Here is a 20,001-nt window from a genome sequence, read left to right as displayed (position 1 = left end):
GGGAGTAGGGCGTGACCTCCACTTTGCATCCGCCAGCCGTACCGCGCGTACAGAATGCCTGGATCACGGCACTAGGCCTGTTCGATGTGGCCTATGCCATCGATATCGGCAAGGCGCGCGAGTTATGCGCGGATATGCCTTCGCTGAGCGAGCCGCCTGGGCCCTTGCGGTTCGGGGTGCCGCCCTTACGCCTGCGCCACACGAGCGTCGCGATCGAGGTCGGTGGCGTGCAGATGACCGGCAATGTGGCCGTGCATCTGTATGAATTCGGCACGATCACCCTGGATATCTCGTTCGACATCGAAGACATGGCCTGGCCGGTCTTCGTCGATACGGCGCGCGAGATCGAGCAGGCCCTGGCGTTCGACAAGCCTGGCGCGCCCTGGATGCCCCTGCTGGAGCAGATCAAGACACGCATCGCGGCGGCCCTGGAACGGGCGAACGATGCGGTGATCCAGGAGGACTACCTGCTGATCGAGATCGAGGATTTCAGCGAGCCGCTGGGCATGCCGTTGCACCTCGCGGTCGATCTGACGCCGCTCCTCGCAGGCGACGCGCGCCCGCTTTCGGACAACACGCGTGAAACCCTGCTGCGCCACCGCTTCGGCTACCTCGCCGACGATTGCGTCGTCATTACCCGTGACCGGGCGGTGCTCTATCAACCGGGTGGCGATGCCGGCATCGATGCTGTCCTGGAAGCCGCTAACGCCCAGTTGCTGGAACTGCGCCACTACGGCGCGTTACTGGATGACGAACTGCCACGGATGTACGACCTGGTCGATCGCACCCGTACCGTCTCGGCTTTCCTCGCGCCGGCCGAGCTGTCCCGCCTGGCCCGGCGCCTCTACACCGTGGTGGCCGAGGTCACCGAGCTGACCGAGAAGGTCGATAACGCGCTCGAGGCCACGGGCCACCCTTACCTGGCGCAGGTCTACACCACGACGCTCGAGCTGTTCGGCGTGCCCGCCGTAGGCGCGGCAGTGGATCGCAAACTCGCGATCGTGCGCGACACGTACGCCGCGCTCTACGACGAGGCGGCGGTCAGTCGCGCGGGCCTGCTCGAGATCACGATCGTCGTACTGATCGCCGTCGAACTGATCCTCGCCGTCATCAAGTAAATACCCAGCAAAGCGCACAACGTGTAGGAGCGCGCTTGCGCGCGATGGCCCCCAGCACCAAACACCCGGAACTGTGACGCCCGTTGCGTTTCTGATGCGAAGCCAGTGCAGCCCCCGCAAGCGTGTGAAAACTGTCATAACCCGCCATGACAATCGCCGCCACAGGGGATAAACCAGCGCAGGCGGACACGCATGACCTCCAACGACCGGCGGCATTTCCTGAAGCTTTCCCTTGGCGCCGCAGGCGCCGCATTCACGACCTCGGTCGTGCCCCTGTCGATCCAGAAGGCCCTTGCGGTCCCTGCGGCGCGCCGCACCGGCACCCTGAAAGATATCGAACACGTGGTCATCCTCATGCAGGAAAACCGCTCGTTCGATCATTACTTCGGCAGCATGCGCGGCGTACGCGGTTTTGGCGATCCGCGCACGGTGACACTGGCGAGCGGCCGTTCGGTCTGGCACCAGCCGTTGACAGCCGGCAGCGACGACTATGTTCTCCCGTTCCGGCCGCAAGCCGATAACCTTGGCCTGCAGTTCCTCGAAGACCTGCCGCACGGCTGGAACGACACGCAGGCAGCTTTTAACGCGGGTAAGTACGACCAGTGGGTGCCTTCGAAAGGCACCACGACCATGGCCTACCTGACCCGCGAGGACATCCCGTTTCACTACGCGCTGGCCGATGCCTTCACCGTATGCGACGCATACCACTGCTCGATCCTCTCGTCGACCGATCCGAATCGCTATTACATGTGGACCGGCTACGTCGGTAACGACGGGCAGGGTGGTGGACCGGTGCTTTCGAACGCGGAGCTCGGCTACGGCTGGACGACGTACCCCGAGCGTCTTGAGGCAGCGGGTGTGTCGTGGAAGATCTACCAGGACATCGGCACGGGCCTCGATGCGGCCGGCGGCTGGGGTTGGGGTTCCAATCCGTACATCGGCAACTACGGCGATAACTCACTGCTGTACTTCAACCAGTACCGCAACGCCACGCCGGGCAATCCGCTTTACGATAAGGCGCGTACCGGCACCGATACCTTGAACGGGCAGAACCTGTTCGAGATCTTGCAGAAGGATGTCACGGCGGACCGCCTGCCGCAGGTCTCGTGGATCGCGGCGCCCGAGGCGTACACCGAGCACCCCAGCTGGCCGGCCAATTACGGTGCGTGGTACGTCGATCGCGTCCTCGATGCGCTGACCTCGAATCCGGAGGTCTGGAGCAAGACGGCGCTGTTCATCACGTATGACGAAAACGATGGCTTCTTCGATCACCTGATGCCTGCGTATCCGCCGTCGTCGCGCGATCGTGGCCTGTCGACCGTGAGCACGGACGGGGAGATCTATCCAGGTGGTAACAGCTTCAATGCAGGCGTTTATGGACTCGGCGTACGCGTTCCCATGATGGTCGTGTCACCGTGGAGCAAGGGCGGTTGGGTGTGCTCGGAAACCTATGACCACACTTCGATCCTGCGCTTCCTCGAGCAGCGCTTTGGTGTGCAGGAGCCGAATATCTCGGCATGGCGTCGCGCCGTGTGCGGCGATCTGACCCGTGCCTTCGATTTCGATGGCCACGATGGGCGGGTGCCATTCCTTCCGCCGACGGCTGCGTACGAGCCGGATCGCGGCGACCACAGCGATCTGCATCCGACGCCGCCCACCCAGCAGCAGCTTCCGCGACAGGAACGCGGGCAGCGTCCAGCGCGCGCCCTTGCTTACGACCTCGAAGTCACCGGCAAGGTTGACCAGGGCCAGGGGCGGTACGTGCTCACCTTCGGCAATACCGGTGGCATCGGCGCGTGCTTCCATGTGGATTCCACCTTGCGCTCCGATGGCCCGTGGACCTATACGGTCGAAGCCAACAAGTCGCTCTCGGACTACTGGACCAGCGCCAACAGCGACGATGCCTACGACCTGACCGTCATTGGCCCGAATGGCTTTCTTCGCCAGTTCAGCGGCAAGCAGCCGGAGAAGGGCGCCGACCGTCGGCGTATCGCCTTGCCCGAGGTCTCGCTTGCGCATGGCCGGCGTGCCGGTGAGCTGCACATCGTGCTGAGCAATGAAGGTGGCCGCCCCTGCGCCATCACCATCGAAGCCAACGATTATCTGCGCGAGCCGCCGCGGCGTTATTGGCTGCTGCCGGGGCAGCGGGTCGAGAGCCACTGGGATATCACGGGTTGTGACCACTGGTACGACCTGACGGCGACCTGCGATACCGATGAGCTGTTCTCGCGCCGGTTTGCAGGGCATCGGGAGACTGGCCGCGCCTCTGTGTCGGATCCCGCGCTCGGCAGCTGATCGTTTGCAGTTAGAAGCTCAGCCCAAGGGGCCGGTTGCACTCGTACTTCGCGTTGGCCGCCTTTACATCGGCGGGCGTGAGGTGCCTTGCGACCAGCTCCTCGGTGCTGAGGCTCGACCAGACCTCGACATCGATGCAGTGCTTGTTCGTCACGCCGAACAGGCGCTGTGCGTTGCGCATGACGGCGCCGATGCCCTGGTTCCTCGGGTCGGTCATCGTCAAGCCTGGGGCCAGGCGGGTATCGGAGCCGGGTAGGCCGGGAAGGTGATGGGCGCTTTGAGCGTCTTGAAGGCGTTGCTGGAAGCCGCCATCGCTCGTGGTGGCAATGGTTCCTGTTGGGCCGGGCGCGCTGGATGGTGTGATTGGGGCAAGCGGCGAGGTGGGCGGAGGTGATGCCGATGCCTGGGTGGGTATCTGGGGTGCCAGGACGCCTGGTTTGCGGCTGGCTCGCTGGGGGTGGTCCGTCCGTTGGCGCGCCGGCGGAGGCCCCCTTCGCGAACTAACCGATGAGCGTTGCCATGGTGGAATCAGCCGCGCCTCAAGCGCCGCCTGCCGTGAAGCGAACGTGCGTGTCGGTTCGGACCGGAACGTTCCAGGACGGAGGAGCATCACCAGAAGGGTGCTATGAACGCCGATAGCCGCAGCCATGGCCACGATCCGACGGACGGATACCTTCGACTTCCCTGGCGTCATTCCCGCGGTCCCCGACCGGATGATTTCCACGTCAGGGCTGTAGACGCCGTGGGGAAGCGGTAGTTCCCGGCCTTGGCAGGCCCGGACCTAGTTCGTTGCCCCTAGGTCGCTGAGCACCCGCAGCATGTCGACATCGCCTTGTTTAGAGGCGATCGCCATGGGTGTTTGCCCATGGGCATCGCGGCTGTCCAGGCGAGCACCTAAGTGGAACAGGTCCTCGACGAGTCCCTTGCGACCAAACAAAACCGCAAAGGCGAGCGCGGTCTCACCTGCCTTATTCGTCTGATCGATGGGGCAACCACTGCGCATGAGGCGTTGCGCCTCCACCTCATGCCCCTTGTAGATCGCCCCCATCAAGGCGCTATTGCCATTGTGGTCGGCAATGCACGGATTGGCGCCAGCGCTTAGCAGGTAGTCGAGTGCCGCAGGTTGCTTGTCATAGGCGGCGAGGATCACGGCCGTATAGCCCGAGGCGTTCTGCCGATCGATAGGGTAGTGAGCATCATGCAATGCCTGGAGGATATCGATCCGGCCGGCTCTCGCCGCATCAAACCATTCCGGATCGTAGGTGCTCGCATCCACCCGCTGCACGGTGGATAGTTTCGTTACATCGACAGCGTGTGCCCATAGGCGCACCTGCGGGCAGAGGAGATAGGTGCCCACGGCGCCGATCAAGGCGGCACCTATGGCAAGGGGAATCCAGCGACCGTGCATAGCGTAAGCCCTTTCGGCGTTCTCGAGGAGAACTGCCCCAGTGCCACTACGGTGGACCCGGGGCAGTGAGAGTCAATCCGAAGAGAGATGGGTCGCCATAGCCTTTACGCGATCCGGTTGCGCGTGGACCGCCTTGGCCAGGCGTGTTCCGTAATCGGCATCGGCCTTGTAGAAATAGGAGAGCATCGTGTACTTATTCTCCTCGTTCGTAACCTGACCGAGGTCGGCGCTTAACGCAGTGATCAGGTCGGCCTTATCCAGCTCGGAAAGCGTTCGGTAATATTCGCCGGCCTGGACGAAGTTGCGCTTCTTATCGATGGCGTTCTGCTGGGTGGTGCCATTCAGTTCAGTACGAACGAGTTTGGCCGACGGATCTTCCACCAGGTCCCCCGTGCTCGATGGCTCGAAGTTGACTTCACCCTTGCGGCCGCTGGCGTTCATTGCACCGTCCTGGTTTTCCGACGACACGGCAATGGCCGGGCGGTTCACCGGGATGTTCTGGTAGTTAGCTCCCAGTCGATACATCTGTGTATCTGCATAGGCGAAGAGCCGGCCTTGCAGCATCCGGTCCTCCGATGCCTCAATGCCGGGAACCATACGCGATGGCGCGAATGCCGACTCTTCCGTGCTTTCGAAGTAGTTGTCCGGGATGCGATCCAGGGTCATCGTGCCGATTTTCCTCTCGGGCACGTCGGTCCATACCTTGGTGTCATCCAGCGCGTTGAAGTCGAACTTTGCCAGATCTCCCGGTTCCAATACCTGGACGTACAGGTCCCACTTTGGATACGACTTGCTCTTGATCGCGCCGTAGAGGTCGTTCGTATGCAGGTTCCAATCCTTGCCGATCGACGCGGCAATCTCCTGGGGTCGCAAGCCGTGGTTGCCTTGCTGACTCTTCCAGTGGAACTTTACGTAGTGAACTTCGCCCTGTGCATTGACGAGTTTGAACGCGTGTACGCCGAAGCCATCCATGCGTCGATAGGAATCCGGCATGCCGTTGTCGGTGTACAGGCGGGTCAGCATGTTGGTGGCTTCAGGCGTGCGCGCGAAGAAGTCGAAGGCGAGGTTCGGGTCCTGTACGCCGGTGACCGCACTAGGCTTGTTCGCGTGGACGAAATCGGGAAACTTCATCGCATCGCGAATAAAGAAGACTGGCAAGTTGATCCCGACAAGATCCCAATTTCCTTGTTGGGTGTAGAACTTGGTGGCGAAACCACGCGGATCACGCGCTTGTTCGGGCGAGCCGCGATACCCCATCACGGTGGAAAAGCGTACGAAGACGGGGGTGGTCGTACCCGGCTTGAACACGACGGCCTTGCTCAGCGCGGAGATATCCGCTGTCGGCTGGAACGAGCCGTATGCACCGGTACCTCGCGCATGGACAACACGCTCCGGTATGCGCTCACGATCGAACCGTTGCAGCTTCTCGATCAGGTGTGAATCCTGCAAGAGGGTCGGTCCATTCGGTCCGGCAGTCTGCGAGTTCTGGTTGTCGCCGACGGGTGAACCCCCATCCGTCGTAAGGCGCGTGTTCTGCGCTTGAGCTGAGGCGACCAGACAAACTGATATAGCAAGCGTGATGTAGCGCGCCTTGAAACGTTCGATCTTTGCCATGCTGGCTCCTTGATTCACGTGATGCCCTGAGGCGCGGGTATTTCCACTGATCAAGTGCCTGGCTGTCTAATCGATTATATGCATCGAAGCCATAGCCACCTTCAATGCCAAAAGCGGAGATCTACAGTTCCGAATCGCGCGCGAGATGCGGGATAGAAGGTGATGACGCGGCGTGTCCTCGCTAATCCGTCGATGATTCGCGGGTCCCAGTTATCGAGCACCGCTGCGATACGATCTCATTTCACTTTCACGACGACCTTTCCCTTGGCACGGCCCGCTTCCACATACGCCAGCGCGTCGTTGGTCGATCCGAAAGGGAAGACGCGATCGATGACCGGGCGAATGGCGCCGGCCTCGATGAGTCGGGTGATCTCGCGCAACTGGTCGCCGTTCGCCTTCATGAAGAGAAACGAATAGCCAATGCCGCGGCTCCTGGCCTTTCGCCGGACGCCTGCGCTCAGGAGCCGCATGATCCCGCGTACGAGAGCGGGTGCTGCGATGTCCTTGCCAAACTGGGGATCGGGTGGCCCGGAGATCGAGACCAGTCGTCCGCCGCGCCTGAGCACCTGAAGCGACTTTTCGAGCGTCTTACCATCCTGGCTATTCAGAACGACGTCGTGATCAAGCAGGATACGTTCGAAGTCCTGGGTCTTGTAGTCGATGGCCACGTCTGCACCGAGACGTGATACGAGCGCGAGGTTGGTCGAACTGGTCGTCGTGGAGACTGTCGCGCCCAGATGCTTGGCCAGCTGGATGGCGAACGTGCCGACGCCGCCGGAACCTGCCTGGATGAAGACTTTCTGGCCGCGCTTAAGTTTGGCCGTCTCGATCAACGCCTGCCATGCGGTCAAACCGACCAGCGGAATGGAGGCCGCTTCTTCCATGGTGAGGTTCTTCGGTTTGAGTGCCAGCGATGTCGCTTTTACCGGAACGAATTCGGCGAAGGTGCCGATCCGGAAATCATCGACCCTCGCATACACCTCGTCGCCCGGCTTGAAGTCCCTGACGTCGGGACCCGTCTTCGCGACGACACCTGCCACGTCGTGGCCCAGGATGAGCGGCATGCGATAGGGGAGGATGAGCTTGAATTCGCCGTTTTTTATCTTGGCGTCCAACAGGTTCACGCCGGCGGCGTGGACCTCTACCAGGACTTCGTCACGGCGTAACGTGGGCACGGGTACGTCCGTCTCGCGCAAGACTTGTCTTTTCCCATAATTATCGAGGACATACGCTTTCATCTTCATTCCTTTTCGCTGCGTGCCCGATATCCTGCATGATGATCATCATGCGGAATGGCGAGCGGAAGATCGGCTTCGCGCCGCCGACTTAGTGAGTGGCTAAGGGCAGATGGTTAAGTGCGGCATCGCGCATGGCGTCTGCCAAGGCAGGGTCATCGACAGCGCGCGACAAGATCAGCGCGCCGACCATGGTAGCGATCGTCACCATGGCGCGTTCGTGCGCCGCAGGTTTTCCCCAATCGGGCGATTGCCGGGCAATCAGGTCGATCGATTCCTTGATGTAGCGGGTGGTTACACGGCGGACGTCAGGGGCCTGGCGTGATGTCTCGGAGCCAAGCGCAGCCAGCGGACACCCTTCGTCGATGCGTTCGAAGTGCTCTTTCGAGAGGTAGGCAGCCATCATGGATGCCAGGGCGGCCCCCGGCGGCACGGCGGCGGCCACGTTAGCGGCGACGGCAGCGGACTCCTCGCAGGCCTGTGTAGCAGCCTCGGCCAGCATGGCTTCGCGCGAGGCGAAGTGTGAGTAGAAGGCGCCATGCGTCAGCCCGGCCTCTTTCATAATGTCCGCGACGCCCGTGCCGTCATAGCCACTACGACGGATCGCGCGGGCGGCAACGGCGACGATGCGCTCGTGGGTGGCCTCTTTGGCCGCGGCCCTGCTAGGAGTGATTGTTTTTCGCATGACATTCATCATGCGATCTTTCTGGCCCGGGTGCAAGTGGCACGATAGCGGTGGTCTACCCGCCGGCTTGAGCCCCTAAGCCGGCCGCGGCATTTGATCAGCTTGCCCTAAGGTACCGGCGTTTTAATGACCGAGAGGACTGCCGGGACCTGACGCCGGCAGGAGGGAGGCCGTATGCGACGTGTACCGATGGGTATTGCGCTGACGCTCTTGATGCTCTGTCCGCTGCAGGCCTACGCGGGCGGCGGTCCCTTTGGCATTGATCACCGCGTTAATAAACAGAACAGCGGGATATGGAAGCTCTCCAACCAGAACATCCTGCGCTACGGCACGATCCTCACCGTGGCCGGCGGAGCGCTCGCCTTTGGTGATAACGACCAGCTGGGCGATACGTTCTGGCGGTCGGTCGATTCGACGATCATCGGAAGCGTGGCCGCCACGGCCATGAAATATACGTTCCGGCGCGAGCGTCCTTCGAAAACCGACGACCCGGATCGTTGGTTCAAGAGCAGCGGCAACAAGAGCTTCCCTAGTGGCGAGGTCACGCTTATCTCGGCAGCCGTCACGCCCTTCATCGTGAACTATGGGGAAGAGTATCCCGCGGTGTACGCGCTGGCCTTGCTGCCGGCCTACGACGCCGTCGCCCGGGTGAAAGTGCAAGGCCATTGGCAGAGCGATGTGCTGGTGGGCGCCGCGCTGGGCGTGGGTATCGGCATCTGGAGCGCGCGGCGCAGCGAGTCGCCGATCAGCATCAGCCTGCTGCCGGGCGGCTTCCGGGTCGGCTTCGTGCATCATTTTCGTTGAGCTTCGAGTTCGCCAGCTCGCGCCTTCTGGTCACGGGGGTCCCCCTGCCAGTGATACAGGCAGGCGGTGAGGCCCAGCACGATGCCGAAGACGACAATGCCCTTCCAGCCATAGTGGCTCATCAACCACCCGCTGATGATGACGCCGACCGCACCGCCCAGGAAAATAGCCGTCATGTACAGGCTGTTGATGCGACCCTGGGCGGTGTGATCCACGGCGAAGGCCCGCGTCTGGTTGGATACCAGCCCTGCCTGCACCCCGATATCGAGGACGATCACGCCAAGGATCAGCAGCGTCATCGATGACGCTGCGCCGCCGAGAATCACGTACGACACGGTCACCACCAGGATGCTGATGCCGACGACCCATCGCGGTCCGTGGCGGTCTGCGCCCCTTCCGGCAAACGATGCAGCCGCGGCACCGGCAGCACCGATGATGCCGAATGCGCCCGCCCAACCACTTCCGAGATGCCAGGGGCCGCTGGCAAGCAATGCCGCGAGGTTGACCCAGAATGCGTTGAAGCATGCCCACAGCAGCGCCTGGACGATCATGGATTCGCGGATCGGGCGATTGTCGCGTGCCAGTGGCCAGAGCGAGGCGAGTAACCGACCATACGACAGGTTCGTCGTCGGCACGCCACGCGGTAGCAGCGATGCGGAGATAAACCACACCGGAACCATCGCCACCGCTTGCAGGCCATAGACGGCGCGCCAGCCGAAGTAGGCACCGACGATGCCGCTGATCGTGCGGCCGAGAAGGATGCCGATCATGATGCCGCTGACGACGGTGCCCACCGAGCGACCACGCTCGCTGGGTAAAGACATGCTGGCGGCGAACGGTACCAATTGCTGGGGTACGCAACTGACGACGCCGAGCGCGAACGATGATGCGATCAGGGGCCAGATGCTCGGGGAAAACGTCGCACACAGCGCCGCGAGAAAGGCCAGCGTGACCTGGGCCAGGACCAGCTTGCGCCGGTCTACCCGATCGCCCAACGGCAACAGAAGGGCGAGCCCACTCGCAAATCCCAGCAGGGCCGCACCGGCGACCAGATCCACCGCGGCCAGATCGACACCCAGGCCCGTCTCGATAAGCGGAAGGATGGGCTGCGTGCAATAGATGTTTGTCGCCACCGCACCGGCGATCGCGCCCATGACGATGATCTTGCCCCGAGAAGCAGAGGGGGGAGGTGTGTGTGTCGCGGAAGTCGTTTCGCTAGTCACGGCCATTTCCCTCATGCCATCTGTTTCGGAATGGCGGATGAGACGCGTGCAATGCGATTGGCTGCGTCGACGTAGACAAGCTCGGGTTGGTAGCCATCGAACGCGTCGTGGGGAACCAGTGCGAACGCAGCGATGATCAGGATGTCGCCCGTGGAAACCCGACGAGCTGCGCTCCCATTCACCGAAATGATCCCGGAGCCTTCTTCCGCACGCAGGGCATAGGTGACGAAGCGCTCGCCGTTGCTGACGTTCCAGACGTGGATCTGCTCGTACGATGCCATGCCCGCAGCGTCGAGCAGGTTCCCATCAATGGCGACCGAGCCCTCGTAGTTGAGTTCGGCGTGAGTCACGGTGGCGCGGTGAATCTTGCACTTAAGCATGTTGAGGTGCACGTGGTTTTCCCTTGGCAGTGTAGGAGACAAGTCTGTCTATATTGAGGTTGATATAGACAGGTCTGTATGTCAATATGGGAAAAACACGAGGAGCCGGGTCATGCCGCCGAATGCCAATGCCGTCGTTCCTGCGCGTGAGCGCATCCTGGAAACCGCCAACCGGCTGTTCTACAGCGAGGGGCTGCGGGCGACCGGCATTGACCGGATCATCGCCGAGTCCGGCGTGGCCAAGATGTCGTTCTACCGGCATTTCCCGGCGAAACGCGACCTCATCGTGGCTTACCTCGAGCTGCGCCGTAAGGAGTGGATGGGGTGGTTCCGTTCGGAAGTCGAAAGCCGGCTGGCCAAGCGGGGCGCCGGGCTCGAGGTCATCGCCGATGTGCTCGAGAGCTGGTTCGCGCAGACCGACTTTCGCGGATGCACGTTCATGAACTCCGTGGCGGAAGGTGCGCACGGGGAACCGCAGATCGCCCAGGTCGTCACCGAGCATAAGGCCGAACTCGGTATGTACATCCAGGAACTTGCCGGTCGCTTTGGCTTGACCCAACCCAAGCGGGTCAATGAGGCCGTCATGATCGTGATCGAAGGCTCGGTGATCCGTGCGCAGATGACGGGCGATTTTGGTGACCCTACGGTGGGCCGTATGTTGCTGCGTGCTATCGCCCGCGAGTACACACGGGCGAAGTAACGCCGCCTCCGTGATCGTTGGTGTTAATGACTAACGGAAACGGCCCAGCCGGCTGCGTCTTGTCGTCGATTCATCCTGTAGGAGCGCGCTTGCGCGCGATAGGTGGAAGGTGATCTGGGCAACCATGTGTCATGGTGGCCTGAAATGACTTGTTTTTGTGCCGCTTTGGATCGACGAAGGCGTCACATGCGGTCCGCCTAGCACACCGAATCAAACCTATTTGGGCACAAAGTCACAAGTTGCGTCATTTGGCAGGAGGTTCTCCAGAGGCCTGCGTATCCCTATCTGGACCGTTCGGCAGCATTGACGTTCCGAGATGTACTGGCTTTATTCAATGCCTGTGAACACGCATGGGATTCTGTTGGACTATCGATGTGATTTCCGTTGTTTATTTATGGGATTTCTTTGAACTGACCAGGGGTGTGTCAAATATCCAGGGGCGGGCATGCTTTATGCAGAACGCATCGTGATCGGGGACATGATCCCCGCACTGGCGCGAGGCAAAAGCCATGAACGACATAGATATACAGGCCGGGGATACGTGGGAGACCTGCCGCGGTTTGCAAGGCCGACATCATCGGTATCGCCCGGGTCTGAGAATCCGGTTCGTTGCCATGGCTGCGATATGGGGGTGGCTCGTCCTGCCCAGTATGGCCCTGGCGCAATACGCGGCGGGTGGGGGCACCTACACGGAAGGCACGCGTTGCGTCGGAAACATATCCATTGGATCAAATGCCCCAGGCTTATTACCGAATGCTACGGGTTGTGATGCGATCGCCATTGGCATTGCCGCAAAGGCAAATTCTGGTATCGGCGGCGGAAACAATACGACGCAGTATTCGGCCCCCATTGCGTTAGGAGCGTACTCGAGCGCGACGGGCCTGGAGGCGATCGCATTAGGTCAACAGGCAGCGGCGACAGGCAACTTGACTACGGCTGTGGGTAATGCGGCCATAGCCAATGGAATCGGTGCCACTGGGCTCGGTGCTAGCACGTCAGCTTCTGCTTCTAATGCTACGGCCGTCGGCAGCACGTCCAGAGCCAGCAATATCAACGCCACCGCCATCGGATTCAACGCCAATGCCAGCGGTCGCGACTCCCTCGCGTTGGGTTCCAACGCTGTAGCGAGTGGCTCATTGAGCTCGGATGGCAACCCGGGTAATGGCTTCGCCCTGGCGATTGGTTCTCGAGCAAATAGTGCAGGAAGTTCGTCGATTTCTATCGGCGGTAACTCGCTCGCTTCAGGTACCAAGGCGCTTGCACTGGGTGACACCGCTTCATCGAGCGCGACCAGATCAGTCGCTATCGGCGCAAATGCCAGTTCCACTATCAGTGGCGCCGTGGCCATCGGCAACGGTGCGACGGCTTCTGCCAATGTGGGTGACGTATCGTTGGGCGCGGGCTCGAGTACCGCTGCCGTCGTGATCACGAGCAGCATCACGGTCGGTGGCAATACCTATGCCGTGGCGGGGAGCAGTCCCACCAGCACGGTAAGCGTGGGCACCGCCGTTAACCCGCGCACCATCACCAACGTCGCCGCGGGTCAGGTGAGCGCCACCAGCACGGATGCTGTCAATGGTTCGGAGCTGTATGCCACCAATCAGCAGGTGAACGCCAATACCGCGAACATCGCTAGCAACACCACAGCAATCAACAATCTCAGCCGTGGAACGGCAGGCCTCGGTACATCGATGTCCAGCGTGCTTGGCGGGTCCACAAGCTATAACGCCAGTACCGGTGAAGTCGCGGGGAACTTTACTTATGGCGGCAACACCTACGGCAGCGTCCAGGGCGTGTTCAACGCTATCACGGGTGATGACACAACGGCCGGCATCAAATACTTCCATGCGAATTCTGCAGCGCCCGAAGCGCAAGCCACAGGCGTGAACAGTGTGACGATCGGGCCCTCAGCCGTCTCGAGTGGTTCAAACAGCGTCGCTATGGGTACCCATGCAACAGCATCCGGTGACAACGCGACAGCCATCGGCGTTGGATCATCGGCGACCGGTAACGGCAGTACATCGGTGGGCGACCATTCGATGGCCTCGGCGAACGATGCCGTCGCGCTCGGGCAAGGTTCGGTGGCCGATCGAGCCGGCACGGTATCTGTCGGCACGGCGATCAATACACGTCAGATTACCAGCGTGACTGCGGGTACCCAGGCGACCGACGCGGTGAATGTAGGCCAGCTCAACACCGGCATGGAGGCCGCGAAAAGCTGGGCGAAGGACTATACCGATCAGAGATTCCAGGCTATCGATCGGGACTTGAACGCCGTCGCCAATCGAGCGAATGCGGGTGTGGCTTCGGGCATCGCGATTGCGAGTCTGGGCCAGGCGTACCAGCCAAACCTCAGTACCGTCGGTGTCGGCGTGGGTTCCTACCATGGTGAGGCCGGTATTGCGGTCGGCTTATCCACCATCTCCGAAAGTGGGCGGTACATGTTCAAAGTCGCAGCGACAAGCAACACGCGTGGAGATACCGGGTTGGGCGGTAGCGTCAATCTGGCTTGGTAGATGGGTTTGACCCCAAGGGCAGGGAACCCGGCCAAGGGGGATCTGGCGGCCGGGCCGCCAGGGGTTTAGGCTCAGGCTTCCGCATGTCGCAGGGCCAGGCGCCCTAGGGAAGACGAGTCATGAAGTCCACCCTCCTAGCTGTGGCGATTGCCGCGGCCGTTCTTTCCGCAGCGGCTGTTTCAGCCGCGCCACCTCCCGCCAGCCCGGCCATTGCGGCTGCGGTCGCCGATTCACACCGGCCGTCCAAGGACACGGAGCAGGATGCCGTCAGGCGGCCAGCCGACCTGGTGGCGTTCTCGAAGGTGAAGGCGGGCGAAACCGTCATGGATGTCTGGCCCGGTGGTGGCTACTGGAGCCGGCTGTTCTCGCCGATCGTCGGGGCCAAGGGCCACGTCTACGCCTATGTCCCGTCGGAGATCGCCGAATTCAAAAGTGACCCGGTCGCTCTCGCCAAGGCGATTTCGTCCGAGCCGACTTACAGCAACGTCAAAGCCATCTCCGACCCGTTGGCCCAACAGCCGCCGCCGGACATGTTCAATAAGTTCGACGTAGTCTGGACCTTCGAGAACTACCACGACCTGCACGATAGCTTCATGAAGGGCGCAAGCGTCGACGGCTTCAACCAGGCGATCTTCAAGCTGCTGAAGCCCGGCGGCTATTACGTGATCGTCGACCATGCCGCGGCGAAGGGGCAGGGGCTGAAGAACACCGAAGACCTGCACCGGATCGATCCGGCCACCGTAAAGGCCGAGGTGGAAAAGGCCGGGTTCGTGCTGGATGACGAGTCGTCACTGCTGGCCAGCCAGGCGGATGATCATTCGCTGAAGGTCTTCGACCCCGCGGTAAAGGGTAAGACGGATCGATTCATGCTTCGGTTCAGGAAGCCGGCCAAATAACGTTCGCATGCATGTGAATCAACGGAAACGGACGGCCTTCGCCGTCCGTTTCCGAACGGCCCGTGGCGCGGAATCCTTGGGCCACGTAGAAGGCGAGGGCGTCCGGATTCTGTTCATTGACATCGACGGTCAACTCGCCTTTCAGCTGACGAGCGTGTGCGACCAGCTTTGTGCCGCCGCCGTTCCCGGTGTGGGCCGGATCGATGAACAAGGCTTCCAGCTTCGCGCCGTCCAGGCCCATGAAACCGAGTGGGCGGTCGTCGTGATCCGCCAGAACCCACACCTCGAGCATGACAAGCGCACCGTCGCGCACCGCCGGTATGAGCGCGACGATATCCGTTTCGCTCAGGAACGTATGCGTCGCGCGGACGGATCGAAGCCAGAGCGAGAGTAAGGCTTCGCGATCGTCAGTTGTGGACGGCCTTATGCACGTCATCGCAGTTCCGTCCTATTCCGGCAATGCGTAAGCTTACATCTTGTGCGGCGATGCCGGACTTCCATCGGAGAATGTGTTCGTCCCGACCAGGAAGACGGAGATGGCTGGAAGCGCAGCGATCTCAGCCTCATGGCCAGGTAGCAAATACCAGTAATTGCCGCCCATCACGGGAGAGTCCGGCAGGTTTGCACCCCAGTTCGTGCCATCTTTGAATGGCACGTAGAACATGACGTGGGCCATGTTGTGCTCGCCCATCGCCGACAGGTAAGCGTCCTTCGACATCATGTAGCACATGGCGCCCGCGCCGAGAGGGGGGATCTCCTTCGTCCGAAGCGCTGTCTTGATGCGATCCATGATCTCGGCATCTGTCTTTCCGGCAAGCGTCATGGCCGTACGCAGCTTAAGAATCGCGGTCATCGTGGGCACGGCTGGCGGGTTATCGCAGGCGGCGGCGCGAATCCTGGGATCCCAGCGTTCGGGCCAGTCAGGCGCGCCACCGAAACCGCGACCCACATAGCACACGAAGCCGTTGGTTCCCTTTACCGCCGTTTCATAGCCCTTGCGCGTCAGGACCAGGACGGTCGCGTCTTTGGCGATCGAGGCCGGCGCGGCGCTCCTGGCCAGGCTGATTTCCGCGGCACGGTCCATCAGGTAGGCGTCGACCGGTGCCATGCGAGTAACGTCTTGCGCACGTAGTGCGGTACCGGCGGAACCGGCGAAACCGATGATGAGAGCGGCGGCGTAGGCGGCGGCTCGGCCGACGCGACGGGTAGGGAACCTGACGGGAAGACTCGTGCGATGGGTGGTTTTCATGACGGTTTCTCCAATGAGGCGATCATCGCCCTATCCAGACGACGAACGAGCACCGCGTAAATCGACATGCTCAAGCGAGAGGAGCAGGTTGTCACCACTCGCTTTATAGAGACACTCTGGAAAATAGCCGATAAAGTCATTTGAATCAATGATATGAAGCAAATCTTTGCTCCCCCTTCGAGCCCCTCGAAGTGGAGGCACGGTTCATCCCTATGCCGAAAGTACAGAGGCCCACCGGCACGGGTCTGGTTCGTTACTCCCGCCTACGATGCATCGAGTCAACGATCGGAAAGGGAGCCGTTATGGCAAAGCGCATCGTGAGCATGCTGGTGGCCATCGTACTTCTGCAGGCGCCGCTGGTACATGCGAATTCATCCATTGAGCTCAAGGTAGATGAGGTGGTGGGCAAGGACATGGCTGCCCGCCACACACCTGGTGCATCCGTTGCTGTTATCAAGGACGGTAAGGTAGTGCTTGAGAAAAGCTATGGGCTCGCCAGCATCGAACTAAACGTTCCTGCCACCAATGCAACCTTGTATCGCTTAGCGTCCACGACCAAGGAATTCACCGGCGTCGCTATCATGACGCTAGTGGAGCAGGGCAGTATCTCGTTAGACGACTCTGTCAGGAAATATCTTCCGGATCTTCCTGCTTCCTGGGCCCCCGTGACGATACGCCATTGTCTTTCCCACACATCTGGCCTTCCGGATAATGTGGTGGACGACATGGTCAACGTCCTGCCGTTGGCTGGAACCCGCGCCGATCTGATGGCCTTGCTCGCCCAGAAGCCGGTCAAAGCACCGGGTACCTCCATGGTCTACAACCAAACGGAATACATGCTGCTGGGCGACATCATCGCGCGTGTCAGCGGCATGCCTTACGAGCGTTACGTTGACGAACGCCTTCTCAAACCCCTGGGTATTACCGGCCTTCAGTGGGGTGATACATGGACGCTGGTACCAGGTCGGGCATCCCTGTACACCGCACTACAGCCGACGGCGGACCACTCGAAGCTCCAACTGGATGCCAAGGGCCAACCGGTCTTCTCGACCAACGGCATCCATCCATTCGGCTCGAAGATTGCCACGGATTGGTTGAATCCCGCTGCCGGGTTAAACGGGAGCATCCAGGCTATGGCCACCTGGGAAAATGCGCTCTGGACCGGAAAGGTCATCAAGCCCGAAAGCCTCGCGCTGATGGCGAAACCTTATGTGATGCGTGATGGTAAAACGGGTGACTTCGGCCTTGCGCTCATGCAGGAAAACCAACAGGGTCACGTCAGGGTGAGCACCGGCGGTGGTGCGGCGGTGTGGATTACCACTATTCCCGATCAACATCTGACTGTCATCGTTCTGACGAACCTGCAGGCATCACAGCCATATAAGCTGGTCTCAGCAATCCTCGACGTTTACACACGACCAACGCATAGCGGGGCAGCCGAGGCAACTCGCTGAGTGGATGCATTGCGTTACCGTGGGTTGCGCCAGGAGTGTGCGTTTTCACACGTGCGTCAGGCGCGACCCCGTGTTGCTACTTACGCCTTGCGTCGTATTGATAATGTGGCCGCTCGCTTCAATAGTGATGGGGCGGGCAAGGATTGCGTATCGAAATGGCTCTTAGATTGAACGTACCCACATTCCCGCGTGGCGCTATTCACTGAGCGGAGGGAGTATGGGATCGTCATATCATCTTCCGGAGTTTTCACCCGCTAGCTGGCGTGCAAATTGCTACATTTGCCATGCGCCTCTCATCAAGAACCACCGAGCTAAACTGGGTACTCACACGTTGGAGCACGTCATCCCCCAATGGCTGGCCAAGGCATATGAACTCAACCGCGTTCCGATTTCGATTGAGGGGGATAAGCGGGTTACATACACGAACTACGTCGTGCCCTGCTGCAGGCGTTGTAATTGCAAACTTCTCGGGCCACTTGAGAAGTTTCTAAAAGATGCATTCGAGGACGAAGAAAAAGGCCCGAACTACGTATCAAAAATGACTATCTCACTATGGTGTTGCAAGATTTTTGCGGCAGCGAGAATGTATTCAGAGGTGTTGCGGGAAATGCCAGAGAGTGCCATGGATGGACTGAATGAGCTTGTGCCTTCGGCCGGGAAGCATGTACACCGGATGATCAGCAGAAAGGAAATATGTCACAAGTTTCTGGGCATCTTGAATGATCGCGTTAAGGTGTCTAGCGAAGTGAGTAGTATGTTTTGTCAGGATCGGGGCGTGGAGTTTCCCTTTTCCGTAGAAGCCTTTCGAACAAAGGTGCCAGCCTGTCTCGAAGCGAGGTTTGACTTCCACCTTGATACACAACTCTACGCGATGTACCTAAGGTTCGGCTGCTGGATGATGGTAGCGTGCCTGGATGGAGGCTACATCAGCTTCCAAGCGCACAGTTTCTTCGAGGCATACAGAGGCTTCGAACTTGCACCCTTGCAGGCTGAAGAGATGGCAGCGCATTTTTTCACCATGGCATCTACGAGTCGATGCTATATGAATTACGTGTCAGAAGTTGATGGGGGCGGTGTTGAGCATTTGAAAGCCACTTTGGCCCCCGTTAATGAACCGTTTTCGGAGAGTCCCGACTATGCGGAGCTTACGCATTTCCTTCGTTTCTTTACCAGGGAACCGAGGATTGAAGGCTGGTCAAAAGAGCGTGGGATCACCACGTGGCTGAAAATAGATAGCCACGGAAATCTCCAAGCGGTAGGAGCTGATGACGTCGCCGGGGTTTGCGAGCGGTAGGATCGCGAGACCCTATTTGGCGCCATTTGAAGAGGCACGCCTGCGCCGGCTGAACGACACCGTCTCAACTGACCATAGTCTGCGTACCGTGGCGCCACACATGGCGGAAGGTGGTCGAGCGATCGATGCATCCACCGCTTGCCAGCTTGTTGGCAGTGACGACATGTATCCCGGCGTGGAGCCATCCAGCATGCCTATCAGCAACAAGCGGTTGGAAGCGGCCATCGTTTCAGCGCGTGCTGCGGAATAACTTGCGGCCGAACGAGGCGCCCGCGCCAGAGCGCTCGAGGAACAATTGGCTAGGATGGATGGTCTCCCCGCCGCGTCGGTTGCAGCTCAGCGAACGTTGGCCGCTGCAACCAAGCGCGAAATGGCTCTGCAGAAGAAGTTGACCGGACGCTCCGCAAAAGCTGCAGATAAGAGCGTCGGGAAGTAACGGTGACCATTGCTGGTCGCCGATTGATCGGCCAGGCCAGGCCAGTAACTGGGATCGTTGGCTTGACTGACCAGCCAACGACTTTGCGAGAGAAGATATCCATAACGGCTGCAAGATAGAGCCAGCCCTGCCAAGTTCGGATGTAGGTGGTAGCCCACCTACCGCACGGCGATAATCAATGAAATGATGATCCGTGCCACTGCAGAAGCCTAGAAGCGATAAGCCAGCGCAAGCATGAAGAAATCGCTGCCCACGTCATACGTTCCGCTCAAGCTGCTGCCCGTCACGGAAGTAAGCGCAACCTTCGGGCTATCGAGGAAGAGGTGTGTATAGCCGGCGCTGTATTCGAGTGCGAACGATGCCTTCCAGGTTGCGCCAACCGAAAGCCAGCGACGGTTCGTATCCGGTACCCGAACATCGCGAATCGCGCTTGTTACCGGTGTCTGGTCGTAGGTAACGCCGCCACGCAAAGTCAGGCGGTCGCTTACGGTGTATTCGGTGCCGATGGCGCCGAAGGTTGTGTCGCGATAGCCGAAATGGAATATTTGGGTTGGCTGTGCCGGGGCAAAATCGAGACGAATGTCCTTGAACGCACTCCACTCGGTGTGACTCACGTCGGCCATGACTGACCAGCGACCAGTGATGTGCTGGGTCGCGCTGACTGTCCACGTGGCAGGCAACTTCAGCTCCGTCA

Annotated in this window: 18 protein-coding genes; 8 read left to right on the top strand and 10 right to left on the bottom strand. The window is 60.4% G+C overall.

The genetic code is table 11. The annotated features are described in order from the left end of the window. The first annotated feature begins 11 nt into the window (after positions 1-11). Both VGN46_RS09315 and VGN46_RS09310 read left to right on the top strand, forming a co-directional pair. Positions 12-1,118, top strand: a complete 1,107-nt coding sequence (locus tag VGN46_RS09315) for a hypothetical protein (RefSeq protein WP_331642989.1) — start codon at positions 12-14, stop codon at positions 1,116-1,118. 192 nt (positions 1,119-1,310) lie between these two features. Further along, a complete protein-coding gene (locus VGN46_RS09310; protein ID WP_331642987.1) occupies positions 1,311-3,413 on the top strand; it encodes a phosphocholine-specific phospholipase C in 2,103 nt (700 codons plus the stop codon). A gap of 10 nt (positions 3,414-3,423) precedes the next feature. Here VGN46_RS09310 and VGN46_RS09305 read toward each other — a convergent pair whose 3' ends face one another. The 5 genes from VGN46_RS09305 to VGN46_RS09285 form a co-directional block, all read right to left on the bottom strand. After that, on the bottom strand, positions 3,424-3,630 hold the full coding sequence (locus VGN46_RS09305) for a hypothetical protein (protein WP_331642985.1): 207 nt from the start codon (positions 3,628-3,630) through the stop codon (positions 3,424-3,426). Positions 3,631-4,194: 564 nt separating this feature from the next. After that, the gene (locus tag VGN46_RS09300) at positions 4,195-4,782 is read right to left on the bottom strand and encodes an ankyrin repeat domain-containing protein (protein ID WP_331642983.1); all 588 of its coding nucleotides are present in this window, start codon (positions 4,780-4,782) and stop codon (positions 4,195-4,197) included. A 111-nt stretch (positions 4,783-4,893) separates the two neighbouring features. Next, positions 4,894-6,435, bottom strand: a complete 1,542-nt coding sequence (locus VGN46_RS09295; RefSeq protein ID WP_331642981.1) for a catalase — start codon at positions 6,433-6,435, stop codon at positions 4,894-4,896. Between the two features lie 236 nt (positions 6,436-6,671). Next, a complete protein-coding gene (locus VGN46_RS09290; RefSeq protein WP_331642979.1) occupies positions 6,672-7,673 on the bottom strand; it encodes an NADP-dependent oxidoreductase in 1,002 nt (333 codons plus the stop codon). Between the two features lie 88 nt (positions 7,674-7,761). Continuing rightward, positions 7,762-8,367: a TetR/AcrR family transcriptional regulator gene (locus tag VGN46_RS09285; RefSeq protein ID WP_331642978.1), complete on the bottom strand. Its 606-nt coding sequence runs from the start codon at positions 8,365-8,367 to the stop codon at positions 7,762-7,764. A 162-nt stretch (positions 8,368-8,529) separates the two neighbouring features. Here VGN46_RS09285 and VGN46_RS09280 point away from each other — a divergent pair, with 162 nt between their 5' ends. Next, entirely contained in the window at positions 8,530-9,159 is a 630-nt protein-coding gene (locus VGN46_RS09280) for a phosphatase PAP2 family protein (RefSeq protein WP_331642977.1), read from the top strand. Here the strand turns inward: VGN46_RS09280 and VGN46_RS09275 are convergent. Further along, on the bottom strand, positions 9,147-10,313 hold the full coding sequence (locus VGN46_RS09275; RefSeq protein WP_331642975.1) for an MFS transporter: 1,167 nt from the start codon (positions 10,311-10,313) through the stop codon (positions 9,147-9,149). The genes VGN46_RS09280 and VGN46_RS09275 overlap by 13 nt on opposite strands. Before the next feature lie 80 nt (positions 10,314-10,393). After that, positions 10,394-10,774 (bottom strand): aspartate 1-decarboxylase, encoded by a 381-nt coding sequence (gene panD / locus VGN46_RS09270; RefSeq protein ID WP_331642973.1) that lies wholly within the window; start codon positions 10,772-10,774, stop codon positions 10,394-10,396. Positions 10,775-10,874: 100 nt separating this feature from the next. On the opposite strand from panD, the gene VGN46_RS09265 reads away from it, so the two are divergent. From VGN46_RS09265 to VGN46_RS09255, 3 genes are all read left to right on the top strand, one after another. Beyond that, entirely contained in the window at positions 10,875-11,462 is a 588-nt protein-coding gene (locus tag VGN46_RS09265) for a TetR/AcrR family transcriptional regulator (protein ID WP_331642971.1), read from the top strand. A gap of 509 nt (positions 11,463-11,971) precedes the next feature. Further along, on the top strand, positions 11,972-13,978 hold the full coding sequence (locus VGN46_RS09260) for a YadA family autotransporter adhesin (RefSeq protein WP_331642969.1): 2,007 nt from the start codon (positions 11,972-11,974) through the stop codon (positions 13,976-13,978). Between the two features lie 119 nt (positions 13,979-14,097). Next, positions 14,098-14,874, top strand: a complete 777-nt coding sequence (locus VGN46_RS09255; protein WP_331642967.1) for a methyltransferase — start codon at positions 14,098-14,100, stop codon at positions 14,872-14,874. Here VGN46_RS09255 and VGN46_RS09250 read toward each other — a convergent pair. Beyond that, positions 14,855-15,310: an acetyltransferase gene (locus VGN46_RS09250; RefSeq protein ID WP_331642965.1), complete on the bottom strand. Its 456-nt coding sequence runs from the start codon at positions 15,308-15,310 to the stop codon at positions 14,855-14,857. The genes VGN46_RS09255 and VGN46_RS09250 overlap by 20 nt on opposite strands. A gap of 33 nt (positions 15,311-15,343) precedes the next feature. Next, complete coding sequence (locus VGN46_RS09245; protein ID WP_331642963.1) at positions 15,344-16,123, bottom strand: hypothetical protein; 780 nt, start codon at positions 16,121-16,123, stop codon at positions 15,344-15,346. 302 nt (positions 16,124-16,425) lie between these two features. Between VGN46_RS09245 and VGN46_RS09240 the strand changes: the two genes are divergently transcribed. Both VGN46_RS09240 and VGN46_RS09235 read left to right on the top strand, forming a co-directional pair. After that, positions 16,426-17,577: a serine hydrolase domain-containing protein gene (locus VGN46_RS09240; protein ID WP_331642961.1), complete on the top strand. Its 1,152-nt coding sequence runs from the start codon at positions 16,426-16,428 to the stop codon at positions 17,575-17,577. Between the two features lie 331 nt (positions 17,578-17,908). Further along, complete coding sequence (locus tag VGN46_RS09235) at positions 17,909-18,871, top strand: hypothetical protein (protein WP_331642959.1); 963 nt, start codon at positions 17,909-17,911, stop codon at positions 18,869-18,871. Between the two features lie 645 nt (positions 18,872-19,516). Here the strand turns inward: VGN46_RS09235 and VGN46_RS09230 are convergent. Further along, a complete protein-coding gene (locus VGN46_RS09230) occupies positions 19,517-19,987 on the bottom strand; it encodes an OmpP1/FadL family transporter (protein WP_331642956.1) in 471 nt (156 codons plus the stop codon). Between the last annotated feature and the right edge of the window lie 14 nt (positions 19,988-20,001).

This window comes from Luteibacter sp. (assembly GCF_036500425.1).
Taxonomy (GTDB): domain Bacteria; phylum Pseudomonadota; class Gammaproteobacteria; order Xanthomonadales; family Rhodanobacteraceae; genus Luteibacter.
This window is presented reverse-complemented; position numbering and strand designations above follow the sequence as displayed.

What these genes read in the sequence shown, in the direction of transcription:
- VGN46_RS09310 (WP_331642987.1), top strand. Translation starts at nt 1,311, where the DNA reads ATGACCTCCAACGACCGGCGGCATTTCCTGAAGCTTTCCCTTGGCGCC.
- VGN46_RS09295 (WP_331642981.1), bottom strand. Translation starts at nt 6,435, where the DNA reads ATGGCAAAGATCGAACGTTTCAAGGCGCGCTACATCACGCTTGCTATA.
- VGN46_RS09265 (WP_331642971.1), top strand. Translation starts at nt 10,875, where the DNA reads ATGCCGCCGAATGCCAATGCCGTCGTTCCTGCGCGTGAGCGCATCCTG.
- VGN46_RS09240 (WP_331642961.1), top strand. Translation starts at nt 16,426, where the DNA reads ATGGCAAAGCGCATCGTGAGCATGCTGGTGGCCATCGTACTTCTGCAG.
- VGN46_RS09285 (WP_331642978.1), bottom strand. Translation starts at nt 8,367, where the DNA reads ATGATGAATGTCATGCGAAAAACAATCACTCCTAGCAGGGCCGCGGCC.
- VGN46_RS09305 (WP_331642985.1), bottom strand. Translation starts at nt 3,630, where the DNA reads ATGACCGACCCGAGGAACCAGGGCATCGGCGCCGTCATGCGCAACGCA.
- VGN46_RS09280 (WP_331642977.1), top strand. Translation starts at nt 8,530, where the DNA reads ATGCGACGTGTACCGATGGGTATTGCGCTGACGCTCTTGATGCTCTGT.
- VGN46_RS09290 (WP_331642979.1), bottom strand. Translation starts at nt 7,673, where the DNA reads ATGAAAGCGTATGTCCTCGATAATTATGGGAAAAGACAAGTCTTGCGC.
- VGN46_RS09245 (WP_331642963.1), bottom strand. Translation starts at nt 16,123, where the DNA reads ATGAAAACCACCCATCGCACGAGTCTTCCCGTCAGGTTCCCTACCCGT.
- VGN46_RS09260 (WP_331642969.1), top strand. Translation starts at nt 11,972, where the DNA reads ATGAACGACATAGATATACAGGCCGGGGATACGTGGGAGACCTGCCGC.
- VGN46_RS09250 (WP_331642965.1), bottom strand. Translation starts at nt 15,310, where the DNA reads ATGACGTGCATAAGGCCGTCCACAACTGACGATCGCGAAGCCTTACTC.
- VGN46_RS09275 (WP_331642975.1), bottom strand. Translation starts at nt 10,313, where the DNA reads ATGGGCGCGATCGCCGGTGCGGTGGCGACAAACATCTATTGCACGCAG.
- VGN46_RS09255 (WP_331642967.1), top strand. Translation starts at nt 14,098, where the DNA reads ATGAAGTCCACCCTCCTAGCTGTGGCGATTGCCGCGGCCGTTCTTTCC.